At 67.7% G+C, this 20,912-nt stretch carries 21 protein-coding genes; 6 read left to right on the top strand and 15 right to left on the bottom strand.

What is annotated here, in order from left to right:
- Positions 1–2 precede the first annotated feature (2 nt).
- From livM to ACI6GS_RS02400, 4 genes are all read right to left on the bottom strand, one after another.
- Positions 3–1,517: a high-affinity branched-chain amino acid ABC transporter permease LivM gene (gene livM, locus ACI6GS_RS02415; RefSeq protein WP_439816180.1), complete on the bottom strand. Its 1,515-nt coding sequence runs from the start codon at positions 1,515–1,517 to the stop codon at positions 3–5.
- 1 nt (position 1,518) lies between these two features.
- Positions 1,519–2,445: an ABC transporter permease subunit gene (locus ACI6GS_RS02410; RefSeq protein ID WP_439816179.1), complete on the bottom strand. Its 927-nt coding sequence runs from the start codon at positions 2,443–2,445 to the stop codon at positions 1,519–1,521.
- Positions 2,446–2,622: 177 nt separating this feature from the next.
- Positions 2,623–3,303, bottom strand: coding sequence for an OmpW/AlkL family protein (locus tag ACI6GS_RS02405; RefSeq protein WP_439816178.1), 681 nt, complete (start codon positions 3,301–3,303; stop codon positions 2,623–2,625).
- A gap of 117 nt (positions 3,304–3,420) precedes the next feature.
- On the bottom strand, positions 3,421–4,806 hold the full coding sequence (locus ACI6GS_RS02400; RefSeq protein ID WP_439816177.1) for a PLP-dependent aminotransferase family protein: 1,386 nt from the start codon (positions 4,804–4,806) through the stop codon (positions 3,421–3,423).
- 105 nt (positions 4,807–4,911) lie between these two features.
- Here ACI6GS_RS02400 and ACI6GS_RS02395 point away from each other — a divergent pair, with 105 nt between their 5' ends.
- The 6 genes from ACI6GS_RS02395 to ACI6GS_RS02370 all read left to right on the top strand — a co-directional run bounded on the left by ACI6GS_RS02395 (position 4,912) and on the right by ACI6GS_RS02370 (position 9,179).
- Positions 4,912–5,115, top strand: coding sequence for a DUF1127 domain-containing protein (locus tag ACI6GS_RS02395; protein ID WP_439816176.1), 204 nt, complete (start codon positions 4,912–4,914; stop codon positions 5,113–5,115).
- A 200-nt stretch (positions 5,116–5,315) separates the two neighbouring features.
- Positions 5,316–5,873 carry a Yip1 family protein gene (locus ACI6GS_RS02390; protein ID WP_439816175.1) on the top strand — a complete coding sequence of 186 codons (558 nt, stop codon included), beginning with the start codon at positions 5,316–5,318 and terminating at the stop codon, positions 5,871–5,873.
- Between the two features lie 40 nt (positions 5,874–5,913).
- Positions 5,914–6,699 (top strand): PhzF family phenazine biosynthesis protein, encoded by a 786-nt coding sequence (locus ACI6GS_RS02385; RefSeq protein ID WP_439816174.1) that lies wholly within the window; start codon positions 5,914–5,916, stop codon positions 6,697–6,699.
- Between the two features lie 58 nt (positions 6,700–6,757).
- On the top strand, positions 6,758–7,531 hold the full coding sequence (locus tag ACI6GS_RS02380; protein ID WP_439816173.1) for an enoyl-CoA hydratase-related protein: 774 nt from the start codon (positions 6,758–6,760) through the stop codon (positions 7,529–7,531).
- 187 nt (positions 7,532–7,718) lie between these two features.
- Entirely contained in the window at positions 7,719–8,693 is a 975-nt protein-coding gene (locus tag ACI6GS_RS02375) for a DUF4424 family protein (RefSeq protein ID WP_439817923.1), read from the top strand.
- Positions 8,694–8,798: 105 nt separating this feature from the next.
- Complete coding sequence (locus ACI6GS_RS02370; protein WP_439816172.1) at positions 8,799–9,179, top strand: hypothetical protein; 381 nt, start codon at positions 8,799–8,801, stop codon at positions 9,177–9,179.
- Between the two features lie 47 nt (positions 9,180–9,226).
- Here the strand turns inward: ACI6GS_RS02370 and ACI6GS_RS02365 are convergent, their stop codons facing one another.
- The 11 genes from ACI6GS_RS02365 to ACI6GS_RS02315 form a co-directional block, all read right to left on the bottom strand.
- Positions 9,227–9,532 carry an HdeA/HdeB family chaperone gene (locus ACI6GS_RS02365; protein ID WP_439816171.1) on the bottom strand — a complete coding sequence of 102 codons (306 nt, stop codon included), beginning with the start codon at positions 9,530–9,532 and terminating at the stop codon, positions 9,227–9,229.
- Between the two features lie 109 nt (positions 9,533–9,641).
- A complete protein-coding gene (gene lpdA, locus ACI6GS_RS02360; RefSeq protein ID WP_439816170.1) occupies positions 9,642–11,051 on the bottom strand; it encodes a dihydrolipoyl dehydrogenase in 1,410 nt (469 codons plus the stop codon).
- 173 nt (positions 11,052–11,224) lie between these two features.
- The gene (gene odhB, locus ACI6GS_RS02355; RefSeq protein ID WP_439816169.1) at positions 11,225–12,457 is read right to left on the bottom strand and encodes a 2-oxoglutarate dehydrogenase complex dihydrolipoyllysine-residue succinyltransferase; all 1,233 of its coding nucleotides are present in this window, start codon (positions 12,455–12,457) and stop codon (positions 11,225–11,227) included.
- The gene (locus tag ACI6GS_RS02350) at positions 12,454–15,405 is read right to left on the bottom strand and encodes a 2-oxoglutarate dehydrogenase E1 component (protein ID WP_439816168.1); all 2,952 of its coding nucleotides are present in this window, start codon (positions 15,403–15,405) and stop codon (positions 12,454–12,456) included. The genes odhB and ACI6GS_RS02350 overlap by 4 nt, the downstream gene beginning before the upstream one ends.
- A 13-nt stretch (positions 15,406–15,418) precedes the next feature.
- Positions 15,419–16,294 (bottom strand): succinate--CoA ligase subunit alpha, encoded by an 876-nt coding sequence (sucD, locus tag ACI6GS_RS02345; RefSeq protein ID WP_439816167.1) that lies wholly within the window; start codon positions 16,292–16,294, stop codon positions 15,419–15,421.
- Positions 16,294–17,463 carry an ADP-forming succinate--CoA ligase subunit beta gene (gene sucC / locus ACI6GS_RS02340; protein WP_439816166.1) on the bottom strand — a complete coding sequence of 390 codons (1,170 nt, stop codon included), beginning with the start codon at positions 17,461–17,463 and terminating at the stop codon, positions 16,294–16,296. Before sucC ends, sucD begins: the two co-directional genes overlap by 1 nt.
- A gap of 175 nt (positions 17,464–17,638) precedes the next feature.
- Positions 17,639–18,601, bottom strand: coding sequence for a malate dehydrogenase (gene mdh / locus ACI6GS_RS02335; protein WP_439816165.1), 963 nt, complete (start codon positions 18,599–18,601; stop codon positions 17,639–17,641).
- Positions 18,602–18,631: 30 nt separating this feature from the next.
- On the bottom strand, positions 18,632–19,789 hold the full coding sequence (gene zapE, locus ACI6GS_RS02330; RefSeq protein ID WP_439816164.1) for a cell division protein ZapE: 1,158 nt from the start codon (positions 19,787–19,789) through the stop codon (positions 18,632–18,634).
- Entirely contained in the window at positions 19,786–20,193 is a 408-nt protein-coding gene (locus tag ACI6GS_RS02325) for a type II toxin-antitoxin system VapC family toxin (protein WP_439816163.1), read from the bottom strand. The genes zapE and ACI6GS_RS02325 overlap by 4 nt, the downstream gene beginning before the upstream one ends.
- The gene (locus ACI6GS_RS02320) at positions 20,186–20,428 is read right to left on the bottom strand and encodes a type II toxin-antitoxin system Phd/YefM family antitoxin (protein ID WP_439816162.1); all 243 of its coding nucleotides are present in this window, start codon (positions 20,426–20,428) and stop codon (positions 20,186–20,188) included. Before ACI6GS_RS02320 ends, ACI6GS_RS02325 begins: the two co-directional genes overlap by 8 nt.
- A 65-nt stretch (positions 20,429–20,493) precedes the next feature.
- Positions 20,494–20,859 (bottom strand): hypothetical protein, encoded by a 366-nt coding sequence (locus ACI6GS_RS02315; protein WP_439816161.1) that lies wholly within the window; start codon positions 20,857–20,859, stop codon positions 20,494–20,496.
- Between the last annotated feature and the right edge of the window lie 53 nt (positions 20,860–20,912).

Raw genomic sequence — 20,912 nt, 5'->3', positions numbered from 1 at the left:
CCTCAGCCCCTCAGCCGGATCGTCGGCTCGCGCCGGGCCAGCAGCCCGCGCGGACGCAGCACCATGATCAGCACCATGCCGACGCCAAAGGCCAGCATCCGGTACTCCTTCAGCTCGCGCAGCGCCTCGGGCAGGCCGATGATCAGCAGGGTGGCGATGACCACGCCCAGCTGGCTGCCCAGGCCGCCCAGCACGACGATGGCCAGGATGATCGCGCTCTCGGTGAAGGTGAAGCTCTCGGGCGAGATGAAGCCCTGGCGCGTGGCGAAGAACGCCCCGGCAAAGCCCGCGAACATGGCGCCCAGCGCGAACGCCGTGAGCTTGGTCGTGGTGGGGTTCAGGCCCAGCGCCCGGCAGGCCACCTCGTCCTCGCGCAGGGCTTCCCAGGCGCGGCCGGTGGGCAGGCGCCGCATGCGGATCGTGAACAGGTTCACGACCATGGCCAGCGCCAGGATCAGGTAATAGAGGAAGATCTCCCGATGCCGGGGGGAGAAGGTCAGGTCAAAGAACTGGTGGAACGCCGTCGTGTCGGCCGGCGGAGCCGCGGTGAAGGGCAGGCCAAAGAAGCTGGGCCGCGGGATCGACGACAGGCCATTGGGTCCGCCCGTGAACTGGTACCAGTTCTGCAGCACCAGGTAGATGATCTCGCCAAAGCCCAGGGTCACGATCGCCAGATAGTCGCCGCGCAGGCGCAAGACCGGCAGGCCCAGCATGATCCCGAACAGCGCCGCCAGCAGTCCCGCCAGCGGCAGGCAGATCCAGAAGCCCCAGCCGAAATGCGCGGCGAACAGCGCATAGGAATAGGCCCCGACCGCATAGAAGGCGACATAGCCAAGGTCCAGCAGGCCCGCCAGGCCGACGACGATGTTCAGGCCCCAGCCCAGCATGATGTAGGTGAAGACCAGGATGCCGATGTCGTAGCGCGGATTGCCGATGTCGAGGACATAGGTCGACACCGCCCACCACAGCACCGGCAGGGCCAGCGCCAGGACGAACAGCATCGGTCCCACGACCGGCCCCAGCCGGTCGAGCACGCCGGCGGAAACGCGGATGCCACGCCCCTTGAACAGGGCCTGCAGCAGCAGGCCGGCCGCGCCGAAAAAGGCCACGACCTGAAGGAAGGCGGACGGCCAGGCCCACCGCGCCGCGAACGCCTGGTGCGCGCTGCAGGCCTGCGGGTCGGGCGGCGTCATGGCGCGCAGGGCCAGGCACGCGGCGTCGGCGCGGTACTGGATGATCCATGGCACGGCTGCGGCCAGCAGCACCGGCAGGGCCAGGGCTGCGATCAGCCCGCGCCGGCCATGGGCCATGGCCGAGCCGCCAAAGCGTCCCAGCATGACCAGGCCCACGCCCAGCAGAAGCTCGCCGAAGCGGGTCGTGATGCCCAGGTCCTGGCCGCTGAGATGCGTCGTGGGCAGGCCGATGATCGGCAGTCCGATCAGGAAGGCGATGATGCCGACCAGGACCGCGTCGCGCAGGTCGGCCTGCAAGGTCCCCCCGCCCATCGTCGCGGCCATGTCAGACCTTCTCGATCTCGGGCCGACCCAGCAGTCCGGTCGGGCGGAACACCAGGACCAGGACCAGGATGCCGAACGCCGCGACATTGCGGTACTCGACCGAGAAATAGGCCGCCCAGAACGTCTCGACCAGGCCGATCAGAAGGCCGCCCAGCATCGCTCCCGACAGCGAGCCGATGCCGCCCAGGACCGCCGCGGCAAAGGCCGTGACGCCCGCATGGAAGCCGATGAAGAAATTGATGACGCCATAGCGCAGCGTGAACATGAAGCCCGCAACGGCCGCCAGGGCGGCGCCGATGACGAAGGTCATGGAGATGGTCCGGTCGACGTCGACCCCCAGCAGGGCGGCCATCGTCTTGTCCTGTTCGCACGCGCGCTGCGCGCGGCCCAGCGACGTGCGGTTGATCAGCAGCGTCAGCCCGACCAGCAGGACCAGTGTCACCGCGATGATCAGCAGCTGCACATAGCTGATCGACACGTCGAACCCGGTCCCCTGCGTCAGTTGGACATTGCCCACGATCAGCGGCTGGATCGACTTGTCGCGCGCACCTTGCGCGATCTGGACATAGTTCTGCAGTGCGATCGACATGCCGATGGCCGAGATCAGCGGCGCCAGGCGGAACGATCCCCGCAAGGGGCGATAGGCGACCCGCTCGACCGCGAAACCGTGCAGTGCGGTCAGCGCCATCGACCCGATCAGGACCAGCAGCAGCGCCGCCGGGATCCAGGTCAGGCCGATCAGGCCCATCAAGGTAAAGCCGATCAGCGCGATGAAGGCCCCGATCATGAAGATTTCGCCATGGGCGAAATTGATCATGCCGATGATGCCATAGACCATCGTGTAGCCGATCGCGATCAGCGCGTAGATGGCCCCCAGCGAGACGCCGTTGATCAGCTGCTGAAGGAAATACTCGAACGAGTACAGCACGCTTCTGTTGCGCCTTCGCTGCGCCGGCGCTCCCCCCATGGGCACCGGTCTGCGGCAAAGCCTAGCCCACGCCGTTCACGGCCGTAAAGCGCAGGCCGGGTGCGATCGCACCACCCTCTCCCGTCCAGAGGATGGGAGAGGGCAAAAGCGTGCCATGCCGGCGCCGATGGGACGGCTCTACAGGCCGAAGCGCCAGGTGACGCCGATGCCGACGACCCAGGGATCGATGTCCACGTCGGCATTCACGTTGAGCGGCCGGATGGTCACCTCCGTATCGATGAAGATCTTCTTCACGTCGATGTTGAGCGACCAGTTGTCCCCGATCGGTACGTCGGCGCCGGCCTGCAGGGCCCAGCCCCAGCCATCCTCATAGTCGACCTTGATGCCCGGCTGGGCGCCGTTCTGGTTGTAGAAGAACGTGTAGTTCACGCCGACGCCGACATAGGGGCGGAACACCGGGTCCTCCGGCTGGAGGTGGTATTGCAGCGTCAGTGTCGGCGGCAGCAGCCACACCTCGCCCATGTCGAGGTTGGTGGGGACGTGCTTGACCTCGTGCGGGGTCGTCGCCGCGATCAGTTCCAGCGCCAGGTTGTTGGTCAGGAACCAGGTCAGGTCGACTTCCGGCACATAGGAATTGTCGATCTCTGCATCGCCACCGACGACGGTCACGCTGGCGCTTTCGTCCGGGATCACGGCCAGCATGCGGCCGCGCACCTGGAACTGGCCCGCGACGTCCGCGTGGGCCGGCGTGACGAGCGCTGGCGTGACGAGTGCCGTCACGGCCAGGGCGCCCACCATGGCCGGCCCCAGCAGTGTCCGCAGGGTCGTCACGGCCTGCCCCGTTCGATTGGTTTTCATGGCTTCCGGTCCTGTTCGGCGGCGCAACCCCGGCCGCGTGCAGGGACCCTAAGACCACACCAGGATTGGGGGTTTGATCCAGGTCATACCGCCGGTCTTCGGGCCGGAATGCCGCACTCAGACCAGGGGGACTGCCTCCGGCGGGCCGTCCAGCAGGTCGTCTAGGACGGCCAGGCCGCGGGCCAGTTCCTCGCGCGTGGTGGCGGCGGTCAGGCTGATCCGGATCGCCTCCGGCGGGTCGCGCTCGACGGCGAAGGCAGCACCCGGCGTCACGATGACGTCGCGGCCCTGTGCCTCGCGCACCAGGTCCGTCGCGCGGCGACCCGGCGGCATGGGCAGCCACAGGTTGAAGCCGTGCGGCGGGATCCGGGCCCCGGTGCGCAGGGCCAGGGGCTGCGCCATCGCCATGCGGGCATCCGCCTCCGCCACCTGCCAGCGGCGCAGGCGTTCGGCCGTGCCGTCCAGGATCCAGCGGCTGACGATCTCGGCCATCGGGGCCGGCGCCATCATGGTCGAGACGTGCAGCGCCGTGACCATCGCATCGACCAGGGCCGGGGGTGCCGCCATGAAGCCGACGCGCAGCGACGGCAGCAGGAACTTGGATCCGCTGGTGATGAAGACCGTGCGCTCCGGCGCCAGGGTGGCGATGGCCTGTACCCCGTCGACCAGGAAGCCGTGGACATCATCCTCGATGATGGTGACGTCGTGGGCTCGGGCGATGGCGGCGATCCGCTCGCGCCGTTCCGGCCCCATGATCGCCGTCGTCGGGTTCTGCATCGTGGGCGTGGTGTAGAGCAGCCGGGCGCCCGCTCGGGCCGCGGCCTCCAGCGAGGCGGGCACGATGCCCTCCTGATCCAGCGCCAGGCCCTGCAGTTTCAGGCCCACGCTGCGCGCCAGCGTCGACAGGCCGGGATAGACCAGGGCCTCGGTCATCAGCACGGCCCCTGGCGTCGCCAGGGCCGACAGGGCCACCTGCATCGCATGCTGGCAGCCCGACGTGACCAGGATCTGTCGCGGCGGCAGGTCCAGGCCGACCCGGGTCAGCCATTGTGCCCCGGCCACGCGGTGCTGCATCGCCCCGCCCGGGAACTGATACGTCATGAGCTCTGGCAGGCCGGGCCAGGCGGCCAGATCGACCATCGCGCGGCTGAAGGCCTCCAGCTGGGGTCCCAGCACGGGCCGGTTCATCGACAGGTAGACCGGCTGGTCGGCCAGGGGGCGTTCCGCCGCCGGCATCACGCTGCGGTTGACGCCGTGCCCGGCCGACCCGCCCGGCAGGCGGGCATAGGTGCCGCGCCCGACCTCCCCGTCGGTCAGGCCACGGCGCGCCGCCTCGGCATAGGCGCGCGTGATCGTGCCGACCGTCACGCCCAGGCGCCAGGCCAGGTCGCGATGGGTGGGCAAGCGGTCACCCGCCTGCACCCGGCCGCTGCGCAGATCGGCGGCGAGGGCATCCGCGATCGCCAGGTAGCGCGGCCCCGGCCTGTCGCTCAGGTCGGGCACCCAGATTGTATCGGTGCAATGTTTCGATTGTAGCGATAAATCCGACATTGTATCCAGGCGCCACGGCACGACGGCCGGCAATGGAGGTTCAAGGGGGATACTGCCATGGTCACAAAGATCGAGACAAGTGGGACAATCGCGCGCGGCTTTGGCGTTGTTCGCATGCTGATCGAGACCGTGGCCACCTGGACCGTGCGCGCCCGCCAGCGGCGCAGGCTTGCCCGCCTGCCCGACCACCTGCTCAAGGATATCGGACTCACACACGCTTCGGCCTGGGCCGAGGCGCGCAAGCCGTTCTGGCAGGACTGACACCGCGGCCCCCGCCGCACCGGCGGGGGCGCGGCAGCCAGCCATCGCGGCGGCGGCACCGACCATGAGGTTGACCACGCCATGGCCGTCCGCCCGGGCCCTGCCTGCGGGGAACGGTGATGGGCGGCTTGCCGCTTTGCCGCTAGGCTGTGGCCAGGCGCCCCATCAACGCCTCGGGGCGCGCCAATGCGGGGGCAGACATGGCACTGGTCGAGCGGGTGCGGAACATCCTCACCAATCCCAAGGCCGAATGGCCGATCATCGCGGGCGAGCCGCGGGACATGGCCGGCCTTTATGCCGGATACATCATTCCCCTGGCGGCCATTCCCACGATCGCGGGCCTGGTCGGCAGCGTGGTGTTCGGCGGCGCCGGCCTGTTCAGCGCGCTGATGCAGGCTGTGCTGGGGTTCGTCCTGGGACTGGTCCTGCTTTATGGGATCAGTCTGGTCGCGGGCAAGCTGGCGCCCAGCTTTGGCGGGGTCGACGATCACCCCCAGGCGCTGAAGCTGATCGCCTATGCGCAGACGCCCGTCTGGCTGGCCGGCATCGTCCTGCTGGTACCGATGCTGGCTGTCGTGCAGCTGATCGCCGTCGTCTACTACATCTACCTGCTGTGGGTCGGCATCCCCACGCTGCTGCGCGTCCCGCCGGACCGGCGCCTGCCGTTCCTGTTGCTGCTGTTCGTCCTGGTGATCCTGGCCCTGTTCCTGGTCGGCTACATCGTCGGCCTGGTTTTTGTCGGATCCCACATGGGTTGAGGGCCGGCCTCCGGGGCCGGCGGCTTTGGAGGTCCGTGCCATGCTGATCCCGTTCTGGCGGGTCGATGCCTTTGCCGAGGCAGCGTTCGCCGGCAATCCCGCCGGTGTCTGCCTGCTCGACGCTTTTCTGCCGGACGCCCTGATGCAGGCGATCGCGGCGGAGAACGCGCTGCCCGAGACGGCCTTCCTGGTGGCGCAGGGCGACAGCTATGCCCTGCGCTGGTTCACCCCGACGGTGGAGGTGCCGCTGTGCGGACACGCGACGCTTGCCGCCGGCAGCGTCGTCCTCCGCCACCTGCGGCCGCAAGCGGCCCGCGTCGCGTTCGAGACGCAAAGCGGTACGCTGGTCGTTGCCCGGGCCGGCGCGGCATTCGCCCTCGATCTGCCGCTGGTGCCGCCACGCGCGGCCGTCCTGCCACCGGGACTTGCCGCAATGCTGGGCCAGGAGCCGGTGGCCTATGTCCAGGGGGGCGACAACGGCTTCGCGGTCCTGGCCGACGAGGCTGCCGTGCGCGGTGCGGCACCCGACCTGGCCGCCCTTGCCACCCTGCCGGTCATGGGCCTGGGGATCACGGCACCGGGCCGTTCGGTCGACTTCGTCTCGCGCTATTTCGCGCCACGCGCGGGGATCCCCGAGGATCCGGTGACCGGCTCTGCCCATGCCACCCTGGCACCGTATTGGGCTGCCCGCCTGGGCCGCGACAACCTCCACGCACGCCAGGTCGGCCCGCGCGAAGGGGTTCTCGCATGCCAGGTCCTGGGCGCGCGTGTGGTCCTGACCGGCCACTGCGTGGAGACGCTGGAAGGCCGGATCCCGCTTCCCTGAGCTTGTGCCGGGGGCAGGGGGTCCGGCACACTCCGGCCCTCAAGAAGGGGAGGATGAGATGCCCGAATTCTGCACGGCCGAGCGCGACGGCCGCCTGCTGATCGTCACCATGAACCGGCCGGACGTGATGAACTCGCTCCATCCGCCGGCCAACCATGAACTGGCCCAGGTCTTCGACGACTTCGCGGCCGATCCCGACCTGTGGGTGGCGATCATCACCGGGGCCGGCGACCGCGCCTTCTCAGCCGGCAACGACCTGAAGTTCCAGGCCGGCGGCGGCAAGATGTCGGTGCCGGACTCGGGCTTCGCCGGCCTGACCTCGCGCCACAACCTGGTGAAGCCAGTGATTGCGGCCGTGAACGGCGTCGCCATGGGCGGCGGGTTCGAGATCGCGCTGGCGACCGACATCATCGTGGCGTCCGAGAATGCGGTCTTTGCATTGCCCGAACCGCTGGTCGGCTTGGCCGCACTGGCCGGCGGCCTGCACCGCCTGCCGCGCCAGATCCCGCTGAAGCAGGCCATGGGCATGATCCTGACCGGGCGCCGCGTCTCGGCCAAGGAAGGCAAGGAACTGGGCTTCGTCAACGAGGTGGTGCCGCAGGGCCAGGCGCTGGACGCCGCCAAGCGCTGGGCGGGCGAGATCCTGAAGTGCTCGCCCCTGTCGATCCGCGCGTCCAAGGAATCGGTGATGGGCGGCCTCGACATCGCCAACCTTCACGACGCGATCAAGGCCCCCTTCGCCAGCGTCAGCACCCTGCTCAAGAGCGAGGACCTGATCGAAGGCCCCAAGGCATTCGCCGAAAAGCGCGCGCCCAACTGGAAGGGCCGCTGAGCGCCGCAATCGGCCTGTCCGCAGGACGTCACCGTCGGGATTGATGCTTCGAGACGCCGGCCTGAGAGCCGGCTCCTCAGCATGATGCTGTTGTTCTTGTTGGAATATTCCCAACAGGCGTCATCCTGAGGAGGGTCCGCAGGACCCGTCTCGAAGGATGCTTGTGCAAGGGTGGGGCGACGTGACCATGACCCGCTTGGCGATTCTCCTGACCGGTCTTCTGGCGTTCGGCGCGCCCGCCGCCGCCAATGACTCCAGCGCCGTGCTCGGGGCGGGCGGTCTCGTCCTGACGCAGAACGACGTAATCGTGCTGGAGCAGGAGGACCTGTTCCTGTCGCGGGCCGAGGTGCGCGTCGCCTATCGCTTCCGCAATACCAGCGACCGGGATGTGGAGACGCTGGTCGCCTTTCCCATGCCGGTGCTGGACGTGGCCGCCCTGTCAGAGAGCGACAGCGACGTGCCGGTCCGGGGCGATCCCAACTACCTGGAGTTCCGTACGACCGTCGACGGTCGCCCGGTCGTGGCGGAGATGGAGCAGAAGGCCAGCTTCGAGGGGCAGGACGTGACCGCCCTCCTCCTGGCCAAGGGGTTGAAGCTCTCGGTCTTCGATCCCGGGTACGAGGCAGCCCTGACCGGTATGGCGCCGGCCGATGCCGCGGTACTCGCGGCCCGCCGCCTGGTTGACATGGACGAGACGGGGCACGCCACGCACGGCTACTGGATGGAACAAACGACCTGGTTCTGGCGCCAGGTCTTTCCGGCGGGCGCCGTGACGGAGGTGCGGCACCGCTATCGCCCCGTCGTGGGCCACCGCTTCTTCACCGCCCACGACCTGGACGAGCCCGAACTGTCGGCCGACCTTGACCGGCAGCACTGCGTCGACCCGCCGACGCGCCGGGCCCTGCGCCAGAAGCTGGCGCGGACGGGGCAGGAACCGGGCCTGGCCCTGCTGATGGCCCACCAGGTCGACTACGTCCTGGTCACCGCCAACAACTGGGCAGGCCCGATCGGCCGCTTCACCCTCACCCTGGACAAGGGCGACCCCGTCGCCATCCTCAGCCTGTGCATCGACGGCCTCGTCAAGACGGGGCCGACGACCTTCACCGGCTCATGGACCAACTACGTGCCCGATCGCGACCTGTCGCTTCTCATCGTGGAGTGACTGGGAATCGACACCGCTCAAGATCGTCAGTACGCTTCTTTGTTACCCGTTAATGTTGTGTATATACCCTCGAAGGCTGCAGTGTGCAGCTCTTGGGGGAATTTCATGATCTACAGATGTCTTGCGCTGGGGCTGATCGCAGCCTTGGGTGGTTGCTCAAGCATTATCGAGGGGCGCTCGCAGCAGATCCAGGTCAACACCAACCCACCGGGCGCGATGTGCCGGCTGGATCGCGAGGGGCAGACGATCGCCACGATCAGCCCCACGCCCGGCTCTGCCTATATCGAGAAGACAAAGCACGACATCACGGTCGTCTGCGACAAGGAGGGCTACCAGCAGGCCACCTACCTGAACCATTCGGGGGCGGCGGGGGCCACGTTCGGCAATATCGTGCTGGGTGGCGGCATCGGCTGGGCCATCGATTCCGCGACCGGGTCAGACAACAAGTACGACGGGGTCGTCAACATCACGCTTCCGCCGATCTGACCTGAAGCGGTCGACTGGCGAGCCCCGCCGGTCGACCGCTCGTTTCCTCAGTTCGCGATCTTCGCGATCGCCTCGAACACGGTCTGGGAACGGTCGGTGGCGCACGCGCCACCCAGGCGCGCGGAGAAGTTCGAGACTTCCTGCAGGTTCAGCTTCACGTCCTTCCGCAGGCCGGCATCGAAGCCATAGATGTAGAAGAGGATCGCATTGCGATCCGCCTCATCCGCCGTCAGGAGGTCGTTGCAGGTCACGGTCGAGATGTCGATCACGTTGGCCTGTGCCTGGGCCAGTGGCATGGCTGCGCCAACAGCCAGGATGGCGGCCCCGAACCCCCGCCGGATCAAGTTGGTCATGTCATTTCCCCCTGTTGCCCGGCCATGCTAGCCGGGCAGCGGGGGAAAGCAATCGGGCGCACTGGCGGCCGACGGCCTCATCAAACGCGACGTGACCGCTGGCACTGTCTCAGAGGTTCAGGGTCCGCTTGTCGACGTCAAGGGCCGCTTCCTTGATCGCTTCCGAGATCGAGGGATGCGGGTGGGAGGTGCGCGCAATGTCCTCGGACGAAGCGCCGAACTCCATGGCCAGCGCCACTTCGGCGATCAGGTCGCCGGCATGGGCGCCGATGATGTGGGCGCCCAGCACCCGGTCGGTCGCGGCATCGGCCAGGATCTTGACGAAGCCGTCCGTCTCCAGGTTCGCCTTGGCCCGCGCATTCGCCGTGAAGGGGAACTTGCCGATCCTGTAGGCGATGCCCGCCGCCTTCAGCTCCTCCTCGGTCTTGCCGATGGCGGCGACTTCCGGAGCCGTATAGACCACGCTGGGGATCGCGTCGTGGTTCACATGGCCCGCCTGGCCCGCGATCGTTTCGGCAACGGCCACGCCCTCGTGCTCGGCCTTATGCGCCAGCATCGCCCCCTGGACCACGTCGCCAATGGCCCAGATGCCGGCGACGTTGGTCCGGAAATGGCCGTCGATGGCGACCCGCCCGCGCGCGTCGAGGGCGACGCCCGCCGCTTCCACGTTCAGTCCGTCGACATAGGGCCGCCGGCCGACCGCGACCAGGACGGCATCCGCCTCCAGCGTCTCAGCTTCGCCGCCCTTGGACGGTTCCAGGGTCAGGACCAGGGGCTTGTCGGCACCCTTGTCCTCCACCTTCGTGACCTTGGCGCCCAGCTTGAAGGCCAGGCCCTGCTTGGTCAGGATGCGCTGGAAGTTCTTGGAGACCTCGCCATCCATGGTCGGCGTGATACGGTCCAGGAACTCAACCACCGTCACCTTGGCGCCCAGCCGGCTCCAGACCGAGCCCAGTTCCAGGCCGATCACGCCGCCGCCGATCACCACCAGGTGCTTGGGTACCTCGGCGAACGACAGCGCGCCGGTCGAGGTCACCACCCGCTTCTCGTCGATGGTCATGCCGGGCAGGGCGATCGAGTCGGAGCCGGTCGCGATGATCGTGTTCTTTGCCGTGAGCGTGCGCGTGCCGCCGTCGTTCAGCGTCACCTCGATCGCGTTGGGACCGGTGAAGCGCGCGGCCCCTACGATGGCCTCGATCTTGTGCTTCTTCAGAAGGAAGCCGATGCCTCGGGTCAGCTCGTCGACCGTCTTGTCCTTGTGCGCCAGCATGGCGGGCAGGTCGACGGCCACGCCCTCGACCTTGATGCCCAGCCTGGCCAGATGGCCCATCTGGTCATATAGCTCGGTCGCATGCAGCAGTGCCTTGGACGGGATGCAGCCGATGTTGAGGCAGGTCCCGCCAAAGCGTCCGCGCTTGTCGATGCAGGCGGTCTTCAGGCCCAGCTGGGCCGCGCGGATCGCCGCGATATAGCCACCGGGCCCGCCCCCGATCACCACGACGTCGAATGCTTCGCTCATCGGTCCTCCTGAGCGCCTGAAAGGATCGCGCCGGCATCCTTCGAGACGCGCCTTCGGCGCTCCTCAGGATGACGCCGGAAGTGGTTACAAACCCAACATCGTCATGCTGAGGAGCGGGCCCGAAGGCCCGCGTCTCGAAGCATCCGCACCGGCAGCGACGCCGGCGCTACCGCCTAAAGGTCCAGCAGCAGGCGCTGGGGGTCCTCGATGCCGTCCTTGATGCGGACCAGGAAGGACACGGCCTCGCGCCCGTCGATGATCCGGTGGTCGTAGGACACGGCCAGGTACATCATCGGCCGGATCTCGACCGCCTTGCCCACGGCCATCGGGCGGTCCTGGATCTTGTGCATGCCCAGGATCGCCGACTGTGGCGGGTTCAGGATCGGCGTCGACATCAGCGAGCCGAACACACCGCCATTGCTGATCGAGAACGTGCCGCCCTGCAGGTCGCCCGGCGACAGCTTGCCGTCGCGCGCCTTGACCCCAAGGGCCGCGATCTCCTTCTCGATCTCGGCAAAGGACTTCAGGTCGGCATCGCGCACCACCGGCACCACCAGGCCCGTCGGGGTCGAGACGGCGACGCCGATGTCGTAGTGGTTCTTGTAGATGATGTCGTCGCCCGAAATCTCGGCATTGACCGCCGGGAATTCCTTGAGCGCCGTGACGCAGGCCTTCACGAAGAACGACAGGAAGCCAAGCCGCGTGCCGTGCTTCTTCTCGAACAGGTCCTTGTAGACCTTGCGCGCCTCCATCAGCGCCGTCATGTCCACCTCGTTGAAGGTGGTCAGCATGGCGGCGGTGTTCTGCGCCTCCTTCAGCCGCTCGGCGATGCGCTTGCGCAGCCGGGTCATCTTCACCCGCTCCTCGCGGGGACCCAGTTCACGCGGCGGGGCAGGCGGGGGCGGGGCCGCCGGCCGTGCGGCCGGGGCCTGCTGCGGCGTCGCCAGGGCCTGGAGCACATCGCCCTTGGTCAGGCGGCCATCCTTGCCGGTCGCCGGAATGGCGCCGGCGTCGAGCTTGTTCTCCTCGACCAGCTTGCGCACGGCCGGACCGGAATCGGCCGCTGCCGCCGCAGGGGCCGCCACCGCAGGGGCCGCTGCCGGCGGGGGCGGGGGGGCCGCGACCGCAGGCGCCGGCTTTGCCGCCGCGGGCGCCGCCGTGGCCTTGGCCGTCTCGTCGATCGCCCCGATCAGGGCGCCAACCTCGACCGTGGTGCCTTCCTCGGCATCGATGCGGACCAGCACGCCAGCGGCAGGCGCGTTGACCTCCACCGTCACCTTGTCGGTCTCAAGCTCGGCCAGGGCTTCGTCGCGGGCGACGGCCTCGCCCACCTTCTTGAACCACTTGCCGATCGTCGCTTCCGTTACCGACTCGCCCAGGGTCGGAACGCGGATCTCCACCGTCATGTCAACTCCCGGGTCAGGTCCCGTCTGTTCAGTCGGCCCACCAGGGCAGCCTCCAGCAAGGCTGCCTGCTCGGCCAGGTGCTTCTTCATCAGGCCCGTCGCGGGCGAGGCCGCGGCCGGGCGTCCGGCATAGAACGGCCGCTGCGGCTCGTCCTTGGCATGGCGCAGGACCCACTCAAGCCACGGCTCGATCGCCGTCCACGCGCCCATGTTGCGCGGCTCTTCCTGGGCCCAGACCAGCTTGGCCTTCGGAAAGCGCTTCATCTCCTTCAGCACCGACTTGGCGGGGAAGGGATAGAGCTGCTCCACGCGCATCAGGTAGACATCGTCGATGCCGCGCTTCTCGCGCTCCTCCAGCAGGTCGTAATAGACCTTGCCGGTGCACACCACGACGCGCTCGATCTTGCTGTCCGCGACCAGGCGCTGGCCGTCAAAGTGATCGTGGTCGGCATCGTCGAACAACACGCGGTGGAACGAGCTGCCGGGGCCGAATTCCTCAAGCCGGGATACCGCCCGCTTGTGCCGCAGCAGCGACTTCGGCGTCATGATGACCAGCGGCTTGCGGAACTTGCGGTGGATCTGCCGGCGCAGCGCATGGAAGTAGTTGGCGGGCGTGGTCAGGTTGCAGACCTGCCAGTTGTCATCGCCCGACAGCTGCAGGTAGCGCTCAAGCCGGGCGGAGGAATGCTCCGGCCCCTGCCCCTCATAGCCATGGGGCAGCAGCAGGACCAGGCCGCTCATGCGCAGCCACTTGCTTTCGCCGGGGGCGATGAACTGGTCGATGATGACCTGGGCGCCGTTGGCAAAGTCGCCGAACTGCGCTTCCCACAGGACCAGGGCATTGGGCTCGGCAAGGGTATAGCCGTATTCGAAGCCCAGGACCGCAGCCTCGGACAGCATCGAATCGTGGACTTCGAACGCGGCCTTCTCCGTCGCCAGCGCGTTGAGCGGCAGGTAGCGCTCCTCCGTCTGCTGGTCGATCAGCACCGAATGGCGCTGCGAGAAGGTCCCCCGGCCCGAATCCTGGCCCGACAGGCGCACCGGCACGTCTTCCTGGAGCAGCGTGCCGAAGGCCAGAGCCTCGCCCGTCGCCCAGTCGATGCCTTCGCCCGTCTCCAGCATCTTCCGCTTGGCTTCCAGCTGGCGGCGGATCGTGCGGTGCAGGTTGAAGGTCTCCGGCACGGTCGTGATGGCGCGGCCCACCTCGCGCAGGTCGCGCAGGCCGGCATCCGTGTCGCCGCGGCGCACGTCGCCGCTGGCCTGGGTCATGCCGCTCCAGCGACCCTCAAGCCAGTCGGCCTTGTTCGGCTTGAAGCTCTTCGAGCCTTCGAAGTCGGTCTCGAGCTTGGCCTGGAAGGCCGCGAGCAGGCCTTCCGCCTCGTCCGCGCTCAGCACACCTTCCTCGATCAGGCGGCGGGCGTAGATTTCCCGCGTCGAGGGCTGCTTGGCGATCTTGGCGTACATCAGCGGCTGCGTGAACGCAGGCTCGTCCGACTCGTTGTGGCCGAAGCGGCGATAGCAGAACATGTCCACCACGACGTCCTTGCGGAAGCGCTGGCGGAACTCGGTCGCCACCTTGGCGACGTGGGTGACGGCCTCGGGGTCGTCGCCGTTCACGTGGAAGATCGGCGCCTGCACCATCTTCGCCACGTCCGACGGATAGGGCGACGAGCGCGAATAGGACGGTGCCGTCGTGAAGCCGATCTGGTTGTTCACGATGATGTGGATCGTGCCGCCGGTGCGATAGCCGCGCAGGCCCGACAGGCCGAAGCATTCCGCCACCAGCCCCTGGCCGGCAAAGGCGGCATCGCCGTGCAGCAGGACCGAGATGACCTCTGTCCGCTCGGTGTCGTTGCGCTGCGCCTGCTTGGCGCGGACCTTGCCGATCACGACCGGATCGACCGCCTCAAGATGCGACGGGTTCGCCGCCAGGCTGAGGTGGACCAGGTTGCCGTCGAACTCGCGGTCGGAGGACGTACCCAGGTGGTACTTGACGTCGCCGGAGCCCTGGACGTCGTCCGGGTTGGCGGCTCCGCCCTGGAACTCGGAGAAGATCGCCACATAGGGCTTGGACATCACGCTGGCCAGGACGTTCAGGCGGCCGCGGTGCGGCATGCCCAGGACGATCTCCTTGACCCCCAGCTGGCCACCGACCTTGATGATCGCTTCCATGGCGGGGATCAGCGCCTCGCCCCCGTCCAGGCCGAAGCGCTTGGTGCCGGTGAACTTGACGTTCAGGAAGCGCTCGAAGGTCTCGGCCTCGACCAGCTTGTTGAAGATCGCCCGCTTGCCCTCGTTGGTGAAGCTGACTTCCTTCTCGCGGCCCTCGATCCGCTCCTGGATCCAGGCCTTCTCGGCGGGATCGCCGATGTGCATGAACTCGACGCCGATGGTCGAGCAATAGGTCCGCTTCAGGATCGCCAGGATTTCGCGAACCGTGGCGACCTCTAGGCCCAGCACGTTGTCGATGAAGATCGGCCGGTCGAAATCGGCCTCGGTGAAGCCATAGGACGCGGGGTCCAGTTCCGGATGCGACGGTCGCGCATCCAGGTGCAACGGGTCCAGATCGGCGATCAGGTGGCCGCGGATGCGATAGGCGCGGATCATCATCAGCGCACGGATCGAATCCAGCGTGGCCTGCCGCGGATCGACACCCTGTTGCAGGGGCACCGATGCCGCGGCCGGCACCGCGCCATTGGCCGCCTTCTGGGCGGCCGGCTGCTTCACGTCCTCCCCGTCGAGGCCCGGTGGCGGAGGCGGCCAGTCCGACCGGCTCCAGCTTGCGGGCTTCAGGTTCGCAGCGATGGTCGGCGCTTCTTCGCCCAAAGCTGCAAAGAACTCCCGCCAGGCCGGATCGACCGAGCTGGGGTCCTGGGCATAGCGGGCGTAGAGCCCTTCGATGAAGGGCGCGTTACCGCCCGACAGGAACGTTTCGGGGAGGACGGTCATCGGACAGGCTCAATCAGCCTTTCAGCACCTTTGCCAGCGTGGTGCCCAGGGCGGCGGGCGAATCCGAAACCACGATGCCGGCAGACTTCATGGCTTCGATCTTGTCTTCCGAACCGCCCTTGCCACCCGAGATGATGGCGCCCGCATGGCCCATGCGGCGACCCGGGGGGGCGGTACGGCCGGCGATGAAGCCAACGACGGGCTTCTTGTTCTTCACCGACTTCAGGAACGCGGCGCCCTCTTCCTCGGCCGAGCCGCCGATCTCACCGATCATGATGATCGAGTGGGTATCGGGGTCCTTCACGAACATCTCGAGAACGTCGATGAACTGCGTGCCGTTGACGGGATCGCCGCCAATGCCGACGCAGGTCGACTGGCCCAGGCCCACGGCCGTGGTCTGCGCCACCGCCTCATAGGTCAGCGTGCCCGAGCGCGACACGATGCCGACCGAGCCGGGCAGGTGGATGTGGCCGGGCATGATGCCGATCTTGCACTGGCCGGGCGTGATGACGCCGGGGCAGTTGGGGCCGATCAGCCGGCTCTTGGAGCCCTTCAGCGCGCGCTTCACCTTCACCATGTCCAGGACGGGGATGCCCTCGGTGATGGTGACGATCAGTTCGACCTCGGCGTCGATCGCCTCGATGATCGCGTCGGCCGCGAACGGCGGCGGGACATAGATCACGGAGGCGTTGGCGCCGGTCTTGGCGACCGCGTCCGAGACGGTGTCGAACACCGGCAGGCCCAGGTGCTGGCTGCCGCCCTTGCCCGGGGTGACGCCGCCGACCATCTTGGTGCCATAGGCGATGGCCTGCTCGGAGTGGAACGTGCCCTGCGCGCCGGTGAAGCCCTGGCAGATGACGCGGGTTTCGCTATTGACCAGGACCGCCATCAGGCAGCTTCCTTCACGGCGGCGACGACCTTCGCGGCCGCATCGGCCAGGTCGTCGGCAGAGGTAATGGGGAGTCCGGATTCGGCGAGGATCTTCTTGCCGAGTTCCACATTGGTGCCGGCCAGACGCACGACAAGGGGGACGTTCAGCGAAACTTCCCGCGCCGCCGCGACCACGCCTTCCGCGATCACGTCGCAGCGCATGATGCCGCCAAAGATGTTGACCAGGATGCCTTCGACATTCGGGTCGGAGAGGATGATCTTGAACGCTTCCGTCACGCGCTCACGCGTGGCGCCGCCACCGACGTCCAGGAAGTTGGCGGGCTCGGAGCCGTAGAGCTTGATGATGTCCATCGTCGCCATGGCGAGACCAGCGCCGTTGACCATGCAGCCGATCTTGCCGTCCAGCTTGATGTAGCTGAGCTCGTGCTTGGCCGCCTCGCGCTCCATCGGGTCCTCCTCGTCGGGGTCCCGCAGCTCGGCCACGTCCTTGTGGCGGAAGAGCGCGTTGTCGTCGAAGTTCACCTTGGCGTCCAGGGCGATGACGTTGCCCTGCTTGGTGACGACCAGCGGGTTGATCTCGACCAGGCTCATGTCCAGGTCCTGGAACGCCTTGTACAGGCTGCCGGCCAGCTTCACGAAGCTGGAGACCTGCGCGCCTTCCAGCTGCAGCGCATAGGCCAGCTTGCGGCCATGGCACTGCTGGAAGCCGGTCGCGGGATCGATCGCGACGGTCAGGATCTTTTCCGGCGTATCGTGGGCCACTTCCTCGATGTTCATGCCGCCTTCGGTCGAGGCGATGAACGAGACCCAGCCGGTCGCGCGGTCGACCAGGGCCGAGAAATACAGCTCGCGCGCGATGTCGGAGCCTTCCTCGATCCAGATCCGCTTGACCTCCTTGCCCTCGGGCCCGGTCTGCGGGGTGACCAGCGTCATGCCGATCATCCGCTTGGCCTCGGTCTTCACGTCGTCGATCGACTTCACGACCTTGACGCCGCCGCCCTTGCCACGGCCGCCGGCATGGATCTGGGCCTTTACCACCCAGACTGGGCCGCCCAGCTCGGTCGCGACCTTTGCCGCCTCGTCCACGGTGTAGGCGACGCCGCCTTTCGGCACTGCGACGCCGTATTTGGCCAGCAATGACTTGGCCTGGTATTCATGAATGTTCATGGGCTTCCATCGAATGCGGCGGCCCGGGGGGCGCGCCACGCCAGGTGCGGTCGGAAGGGAGAGGGTGCCAAGCTAGTTCAGCCCTTGGCCCGGCTCAACGACGAATAGGACCGGGACAACAGCTTGTCCCAACCCCATTGCATTGCCGTTGCCGCCGGGCCCTGGGCTGCGCCGGTCAGGCGAGCGCCGGCTCCAGCTTCTTCACCGCCTCGATCAGGCCGATCACGGAATCGGCGGACTTCTTGAACTGCGCCTGCTCGGTCTCGTTCAGCGCGATCTCGACGATCTTCTCGACGCCGCCGGCACCGATCACGGCGGGGACGCCGACATAGAGATCCTTCACGCCGTACTGGCCCGACAGATGGGCGGCGACGGGCAGGACGCGCTTCTTGTCCTTCAGGTACGCTTCCGCCATGGCAATGGCCGAGCTGGCCGGCGCATAGAAGGCGGAACCCGTCTTGAGCAGGTTGACGATCTCGGCGCCGCCGTCGCGCGTGCGCTGGACGATCTGGTCGATCTTCTCCTGCGTGCTCCAGCCCATCTTGATCAGGTCGGGCACGGGGATGCCGGCCACCGTCGAATAGCGGATCAGCGGCACCATCGTGTCGCCATGGCCGCCCAGCACGAAGCCGGTCACATCCTCGACCGAGACCTTGAACTCCTCGGCCAGGAAATAGCGGAAGCGCGCGCTGTCCAGGACGCCGGCCATGCCGACGACCTTGTTGTGCGGCAGGCCGGAGGATTCGCGCAGCGCCCAGACCATGGCGTCGAGCGGGTTGGTGATGCAGATGACGAAGGCATCCGGCGCGTGCTCGGCAATGCCGGCACCGACCTGGCGCATCACCTTGGTATTGATGCTCAGCAGGTCGTCGCGGCTCATGCCCGGCTTGCGCGGCACGCCCGCCGTGACGATCACGACGTCGGAGCCGGCGATCACGGAATAGTCGCTGCCCCCGGAATAGGCGGCGTCGAAGCCCTCGACCGGGGAGGCCTCGGCCAGGTCGAGCGCCTTGCCCTGGGGCACGCCGTCCACGATATCGAACACCGCGATGTCGCCGAGTTCCTTGAGACCGGCCAGCAGCGCCAGCGTGCCACCGATCTGCCCCGCCCCGACCAGGCCGATCTTGTTCCGCGCCATATCGTTCCCTCGTTTCTGCGTGGCGTTGGACTACCCCGTTTCACCCAGCGCTTCAAGCGATCCGCCACGCGCCTCGGGCGTCGCACCCATGCCGCGATGCTCCGCGGCCAGATAGACGGCCGATTGCATCTCGTTCAGGCGGGATGCGGTACGCTGGAACTCGAACGCGCCATGGCCGTCCGCATAGAGCGCGTCGGGCTCGGCGTCCGCGGAAACCAGCAGCCTGGTATGCGCCTCGTACAGGGCATCGATCAGGGTCACCAGGCGCTTGGCCTCGTTCCGCTTCTCCGGCCCCAGGCGCGGCACGCCGTGCAGCGCCAGGGCGGGGAAGCGGGCGGCCAGCGCCAGATAGTCGGCCGGTCCCAGCGGGCGTTCGCACAGGTCGGCGAAGCTGGCCCGGGCGACGCCCTTGGCCGCGGCGACAACCAGCTTGCGTCCCTGGATCTCGATCGTCTCGGGCTCCAGCTCGGCCTCGTCGACCAGGGTCGCGACCAGCGCGTCCAGCCGTGCCGATGCGTTCGGGCCCGTGAAATAGACCGCCTGGCCCTTCAGGCGGCCAAGGCGGTGGTCGACCGGCCCCTCCAGGTGCACGACCTCAAGCGTCTGCTGCAGCAGGTCGATGAACGGCAGGAACAGCGGCCGGTTCAGTCCGCCCTGGTAAAGGTCGGTCGGCGCCCGGTTCGACGTCGCCACCACCACGACATGGGCCGCGAACAGGGCGCTGAACAGCCGGCCCAGGATCATGGCATCCGCCACGTCCGTCACCTGGAACTCGTCGAAGCAAAGCAGTCGTGCCTCGCCCGCCACCTTGGCGGCCAGGGGCGGGATCGGGTCGTCCCCATCTCGCTGGTCGGGCGGCGTCTGGCGCCAGCGATGGATCGCGGCGTGCACCTCCTGCATGAAGGCATGGAAGTGCACCCGCCGCTTCGGCGCGATCGGGGCATCGTCATAGAACAGGTCCATCAGCATCGACTTGCCACGCCCCACTCCGCCCCACAGGTACAGGCCGCCCGGCGGCGGCTCGGCCTTGGCCAGTCCCAGCCGGGCCAGCAGGCCCTTGGGCCTTTTCCACGCGAGCAGCGCGTCATGCAGCGCCTGCAGCCGCTGTGTCGCGTGACCTTGTGCCGGATCATCCTTCAGCGTGCCCGCAGCAATCAGCGCCGCGCGCCGCGCAATCGGCCCGCTCATGCGAGGAGCAGGGCCACGCCGGGATAGCTCGCCAGCGTTTCGTCACGGGTCACCAGGATCAGGGTTTCCACTTGTGCCTGGGCGACCAGCATCCGGTCGAACGGGTCGCGAAGAATAGAGGGAATGGTCCGTGTCTGTTCGGCGTGCACCGCGTCTATCGGCAGGATGGTCATGCCCGCCTCCCGCGCGGTCATGGCCAGGGTCTGGCCGTGGTCCACGCTTTCATGCAAGCGGTCCCATTTGCCCAGGGATATCTTGATCGAGGCCTCCCAAAGGCTCGCCGCACTGACCAGAAGGCTGGCGGCTGGGTTCGAGATCCGCTGCAGAACCGAACCACGCACGCGGCCGGGCTCCGTCAGCAGCCATGCAAAGACGTGCGTATCGACCAGGAATCGTTCAGCCATGCCCGTCGAACAGCTTGGCGATGTCGGGGTCAGGACCGATGTCGTCCGCCGGCACCGACCACTTTCCTGCCAGCTGGCCGAACCGGCGTGGTGCTGGGGCCTGCACGCGCGCAAGCGGCACCAGGGCCGCGAGCGGCTTGCCGTCCTTGGCGATCACAATCTCCGCCCCGCCCGCGGCCTCGTCGACCAGGCGGGAGAGGTGGGTCTTGGCCTCGTAGAGATTGACCTGCTTCATGACCGGCGCTCCATGCCGGGAACATGGCCCCGGCATGAAGGCTGGTCAAGTTGGTCAAGTCGGCCCTAGCGTGGGGTCAGGACCTCGGTCCCCGCACCGGACTGCCCGGCAATGGTCCAGACGCCGTCCAGCACGCCATTGGGCAGGATGCGGTAGATGACGAGCCCCACCGAACTGCCCATCGAATAGCCGGCGGCAAAGGCCGGCCCGTTGCGCATGCAGATCCCCTGCGAGGTCGATCCGGTATCCCAGACGATCTCGCACGTGGTGTCGCTGGTGCGCTTGATCCGGGCCGTCCCGGTATAGACCGAGCCGTCGAAATTGGTGCCCTGGACCAAATAATTGCCGCCGACATCGGCGGCCTGCGCCGACCCGATGCCGCCGAATGCCAGGGCCAGCGCCACGGCGCCGCCCGCCAGTACCTTCTTCATGAACGTCCCCCTGACAGGCCGCAATGCCTGCGGGACGAGCATAATACCGGCGG

This window comes from Zavarzinia sp. CC-PAN008 (assembly GCF_051903925.1).
In the GTDB taxonomy this organism is placed as follows: Bacteria; Pseudomonadota; Alphaproteobacteria; order Zavarziniales; family Zavarziniaceae.
This window is presented reverse-complemented; position numbering and strand designations above follow the sequence as displayed.

Bases quoted from the DNA above. Each gene is read 5' to 3' on its own strand.
- livM (WP_439816180.1), bottom strand. From the start codon at position 1,517: ATGGCCGCGACGATGGGCGGGGGGACCTTGCAGGCCGACCTGCGCGAC.
- ACI6GS_RS02405 (WP_439816178.1), bottom strand. From the start codon at position 3,303: ATGAAAACCAATCGAACGGGGCAGGCCGTGACGACCCTGCGGACACTG.
- ACI6GS_RS02395 (WP_439816176.1), top strand. From the start codon at position 4,912: ATGGTCACAAAGATCGAGACAAGTGGGACAATCGCGCGCGGCTTTGGC.
- ACI6GS_RS02390 (WP_439816175.1), top strand. From the start codon at position 5,316: ATGGCACTGGTCGAGCGGGTGCGGAACATCCTCACCAATCCCAAGGCC.
- ACI6GS_RS02385 (WP_439816174.1), top strand. From the start codon at position 5,914: ATGCTGATCCCGTTCTGGCGGGTCGATGCCTTTGCCGAGGCAGCGTTC.
- ACI6GS_RS02380 (WP_439816173.1), top strand. From the start codon at position 6,758: ATGCCCGAATTCTGCACGGCCGAGCGCGACGGCCGCCTGCTGATCGTC.
- ACI6GS_RS02375 (WP_439817923.1), top strand. From the start codon at position 7,719: ATGACCCGCTTGGCGATTCTCCTGACCGGTCTTCTGGCGTTCGGCGCG.
- ACI6GS_RS02370 (WP_439816172.1), top strand. From the start codon at position 8,799: ATGATCTACAGATGTCTTGCGCTGGGGCTGATCGCAGCCTTGGGTGGT.
- ACI6GS_RS02365 (WP_439816171.1), bottom strand. From the start codon at position 9,532: ATGACCAACTTGATCCGGCGGGGGTTCGGGGCCGCCATCCTGGCTGTT.
- lpdA (WP_439816170.1), bottom strand. From the start codon at position 11,051: ATGAGCGAAGCATTCGACGTCGTGGTGATCGGGGGCGGGCCCGGTGGC.
- odhB (WP_439816169.1), bottom strand. From the start codon at position 12,457: ATGACGGTGGAGATCCGCGTTCCGACCCTGGGCGAGTCGGTAACGGAA.
- ACI6GS_RS02350 (WP_439816168.1), bottom strand. From the start codon at position 15,405: ATGACCGTCCTCCCCGAAACGTTCCTGTCGGGCGGTAACGCGCCCTTC.
- sucD (WP_439816167.1), bottom strand. From the start codon at position 16,294: ATGGCGGTCCTGGTCAATAGCGAAACCCGCGTCATCTGCCAGGGCTTC.
- sucC (WP_439816166.1), bottom strand. From the start codon at position 17,463: ATGAACATTCATGAATACCAGGCCAAGTCATTGCTGGCCAAATACGGC.
- mdh (WP_439816165.1), bottom strand. From the start codon at position 18,601: ATGGCGCGGAACAAGATCGGCCTGGTCGGGGCGGGGCAGATCGGTGGC.
- zapE (WP_439816164.1), bottom strand. From the start codon at position 19,789: ATGAGCGGGCCGATTGCGCGGCGCGCGGCGCTGATTGCTGCGGGCACG.
- ACI6GS_RS02325 (WP_439816163.1), bottom strand. From the start codon at position 20,193: ATGGCTGAACGATTCCTGGTCGATACGCACGTCTTTGCATGGCTGCTG.
- ACI6GS_RS02320 (WP_439816162.1), bottom strand. From the start codon at position 20,428: ATGAAGCAGGTCAATCTCTACGAGGCCAAGACCCACCTCTCCCGCCTG.
- ACI6GS_RS02315 (WP_439816161.1), bottom strand. From the start codon at position 20,859: ATGAAGAAGGTACTGGCGGGCGGCGCCGTGGCGCTGGCCCTGGCATTC.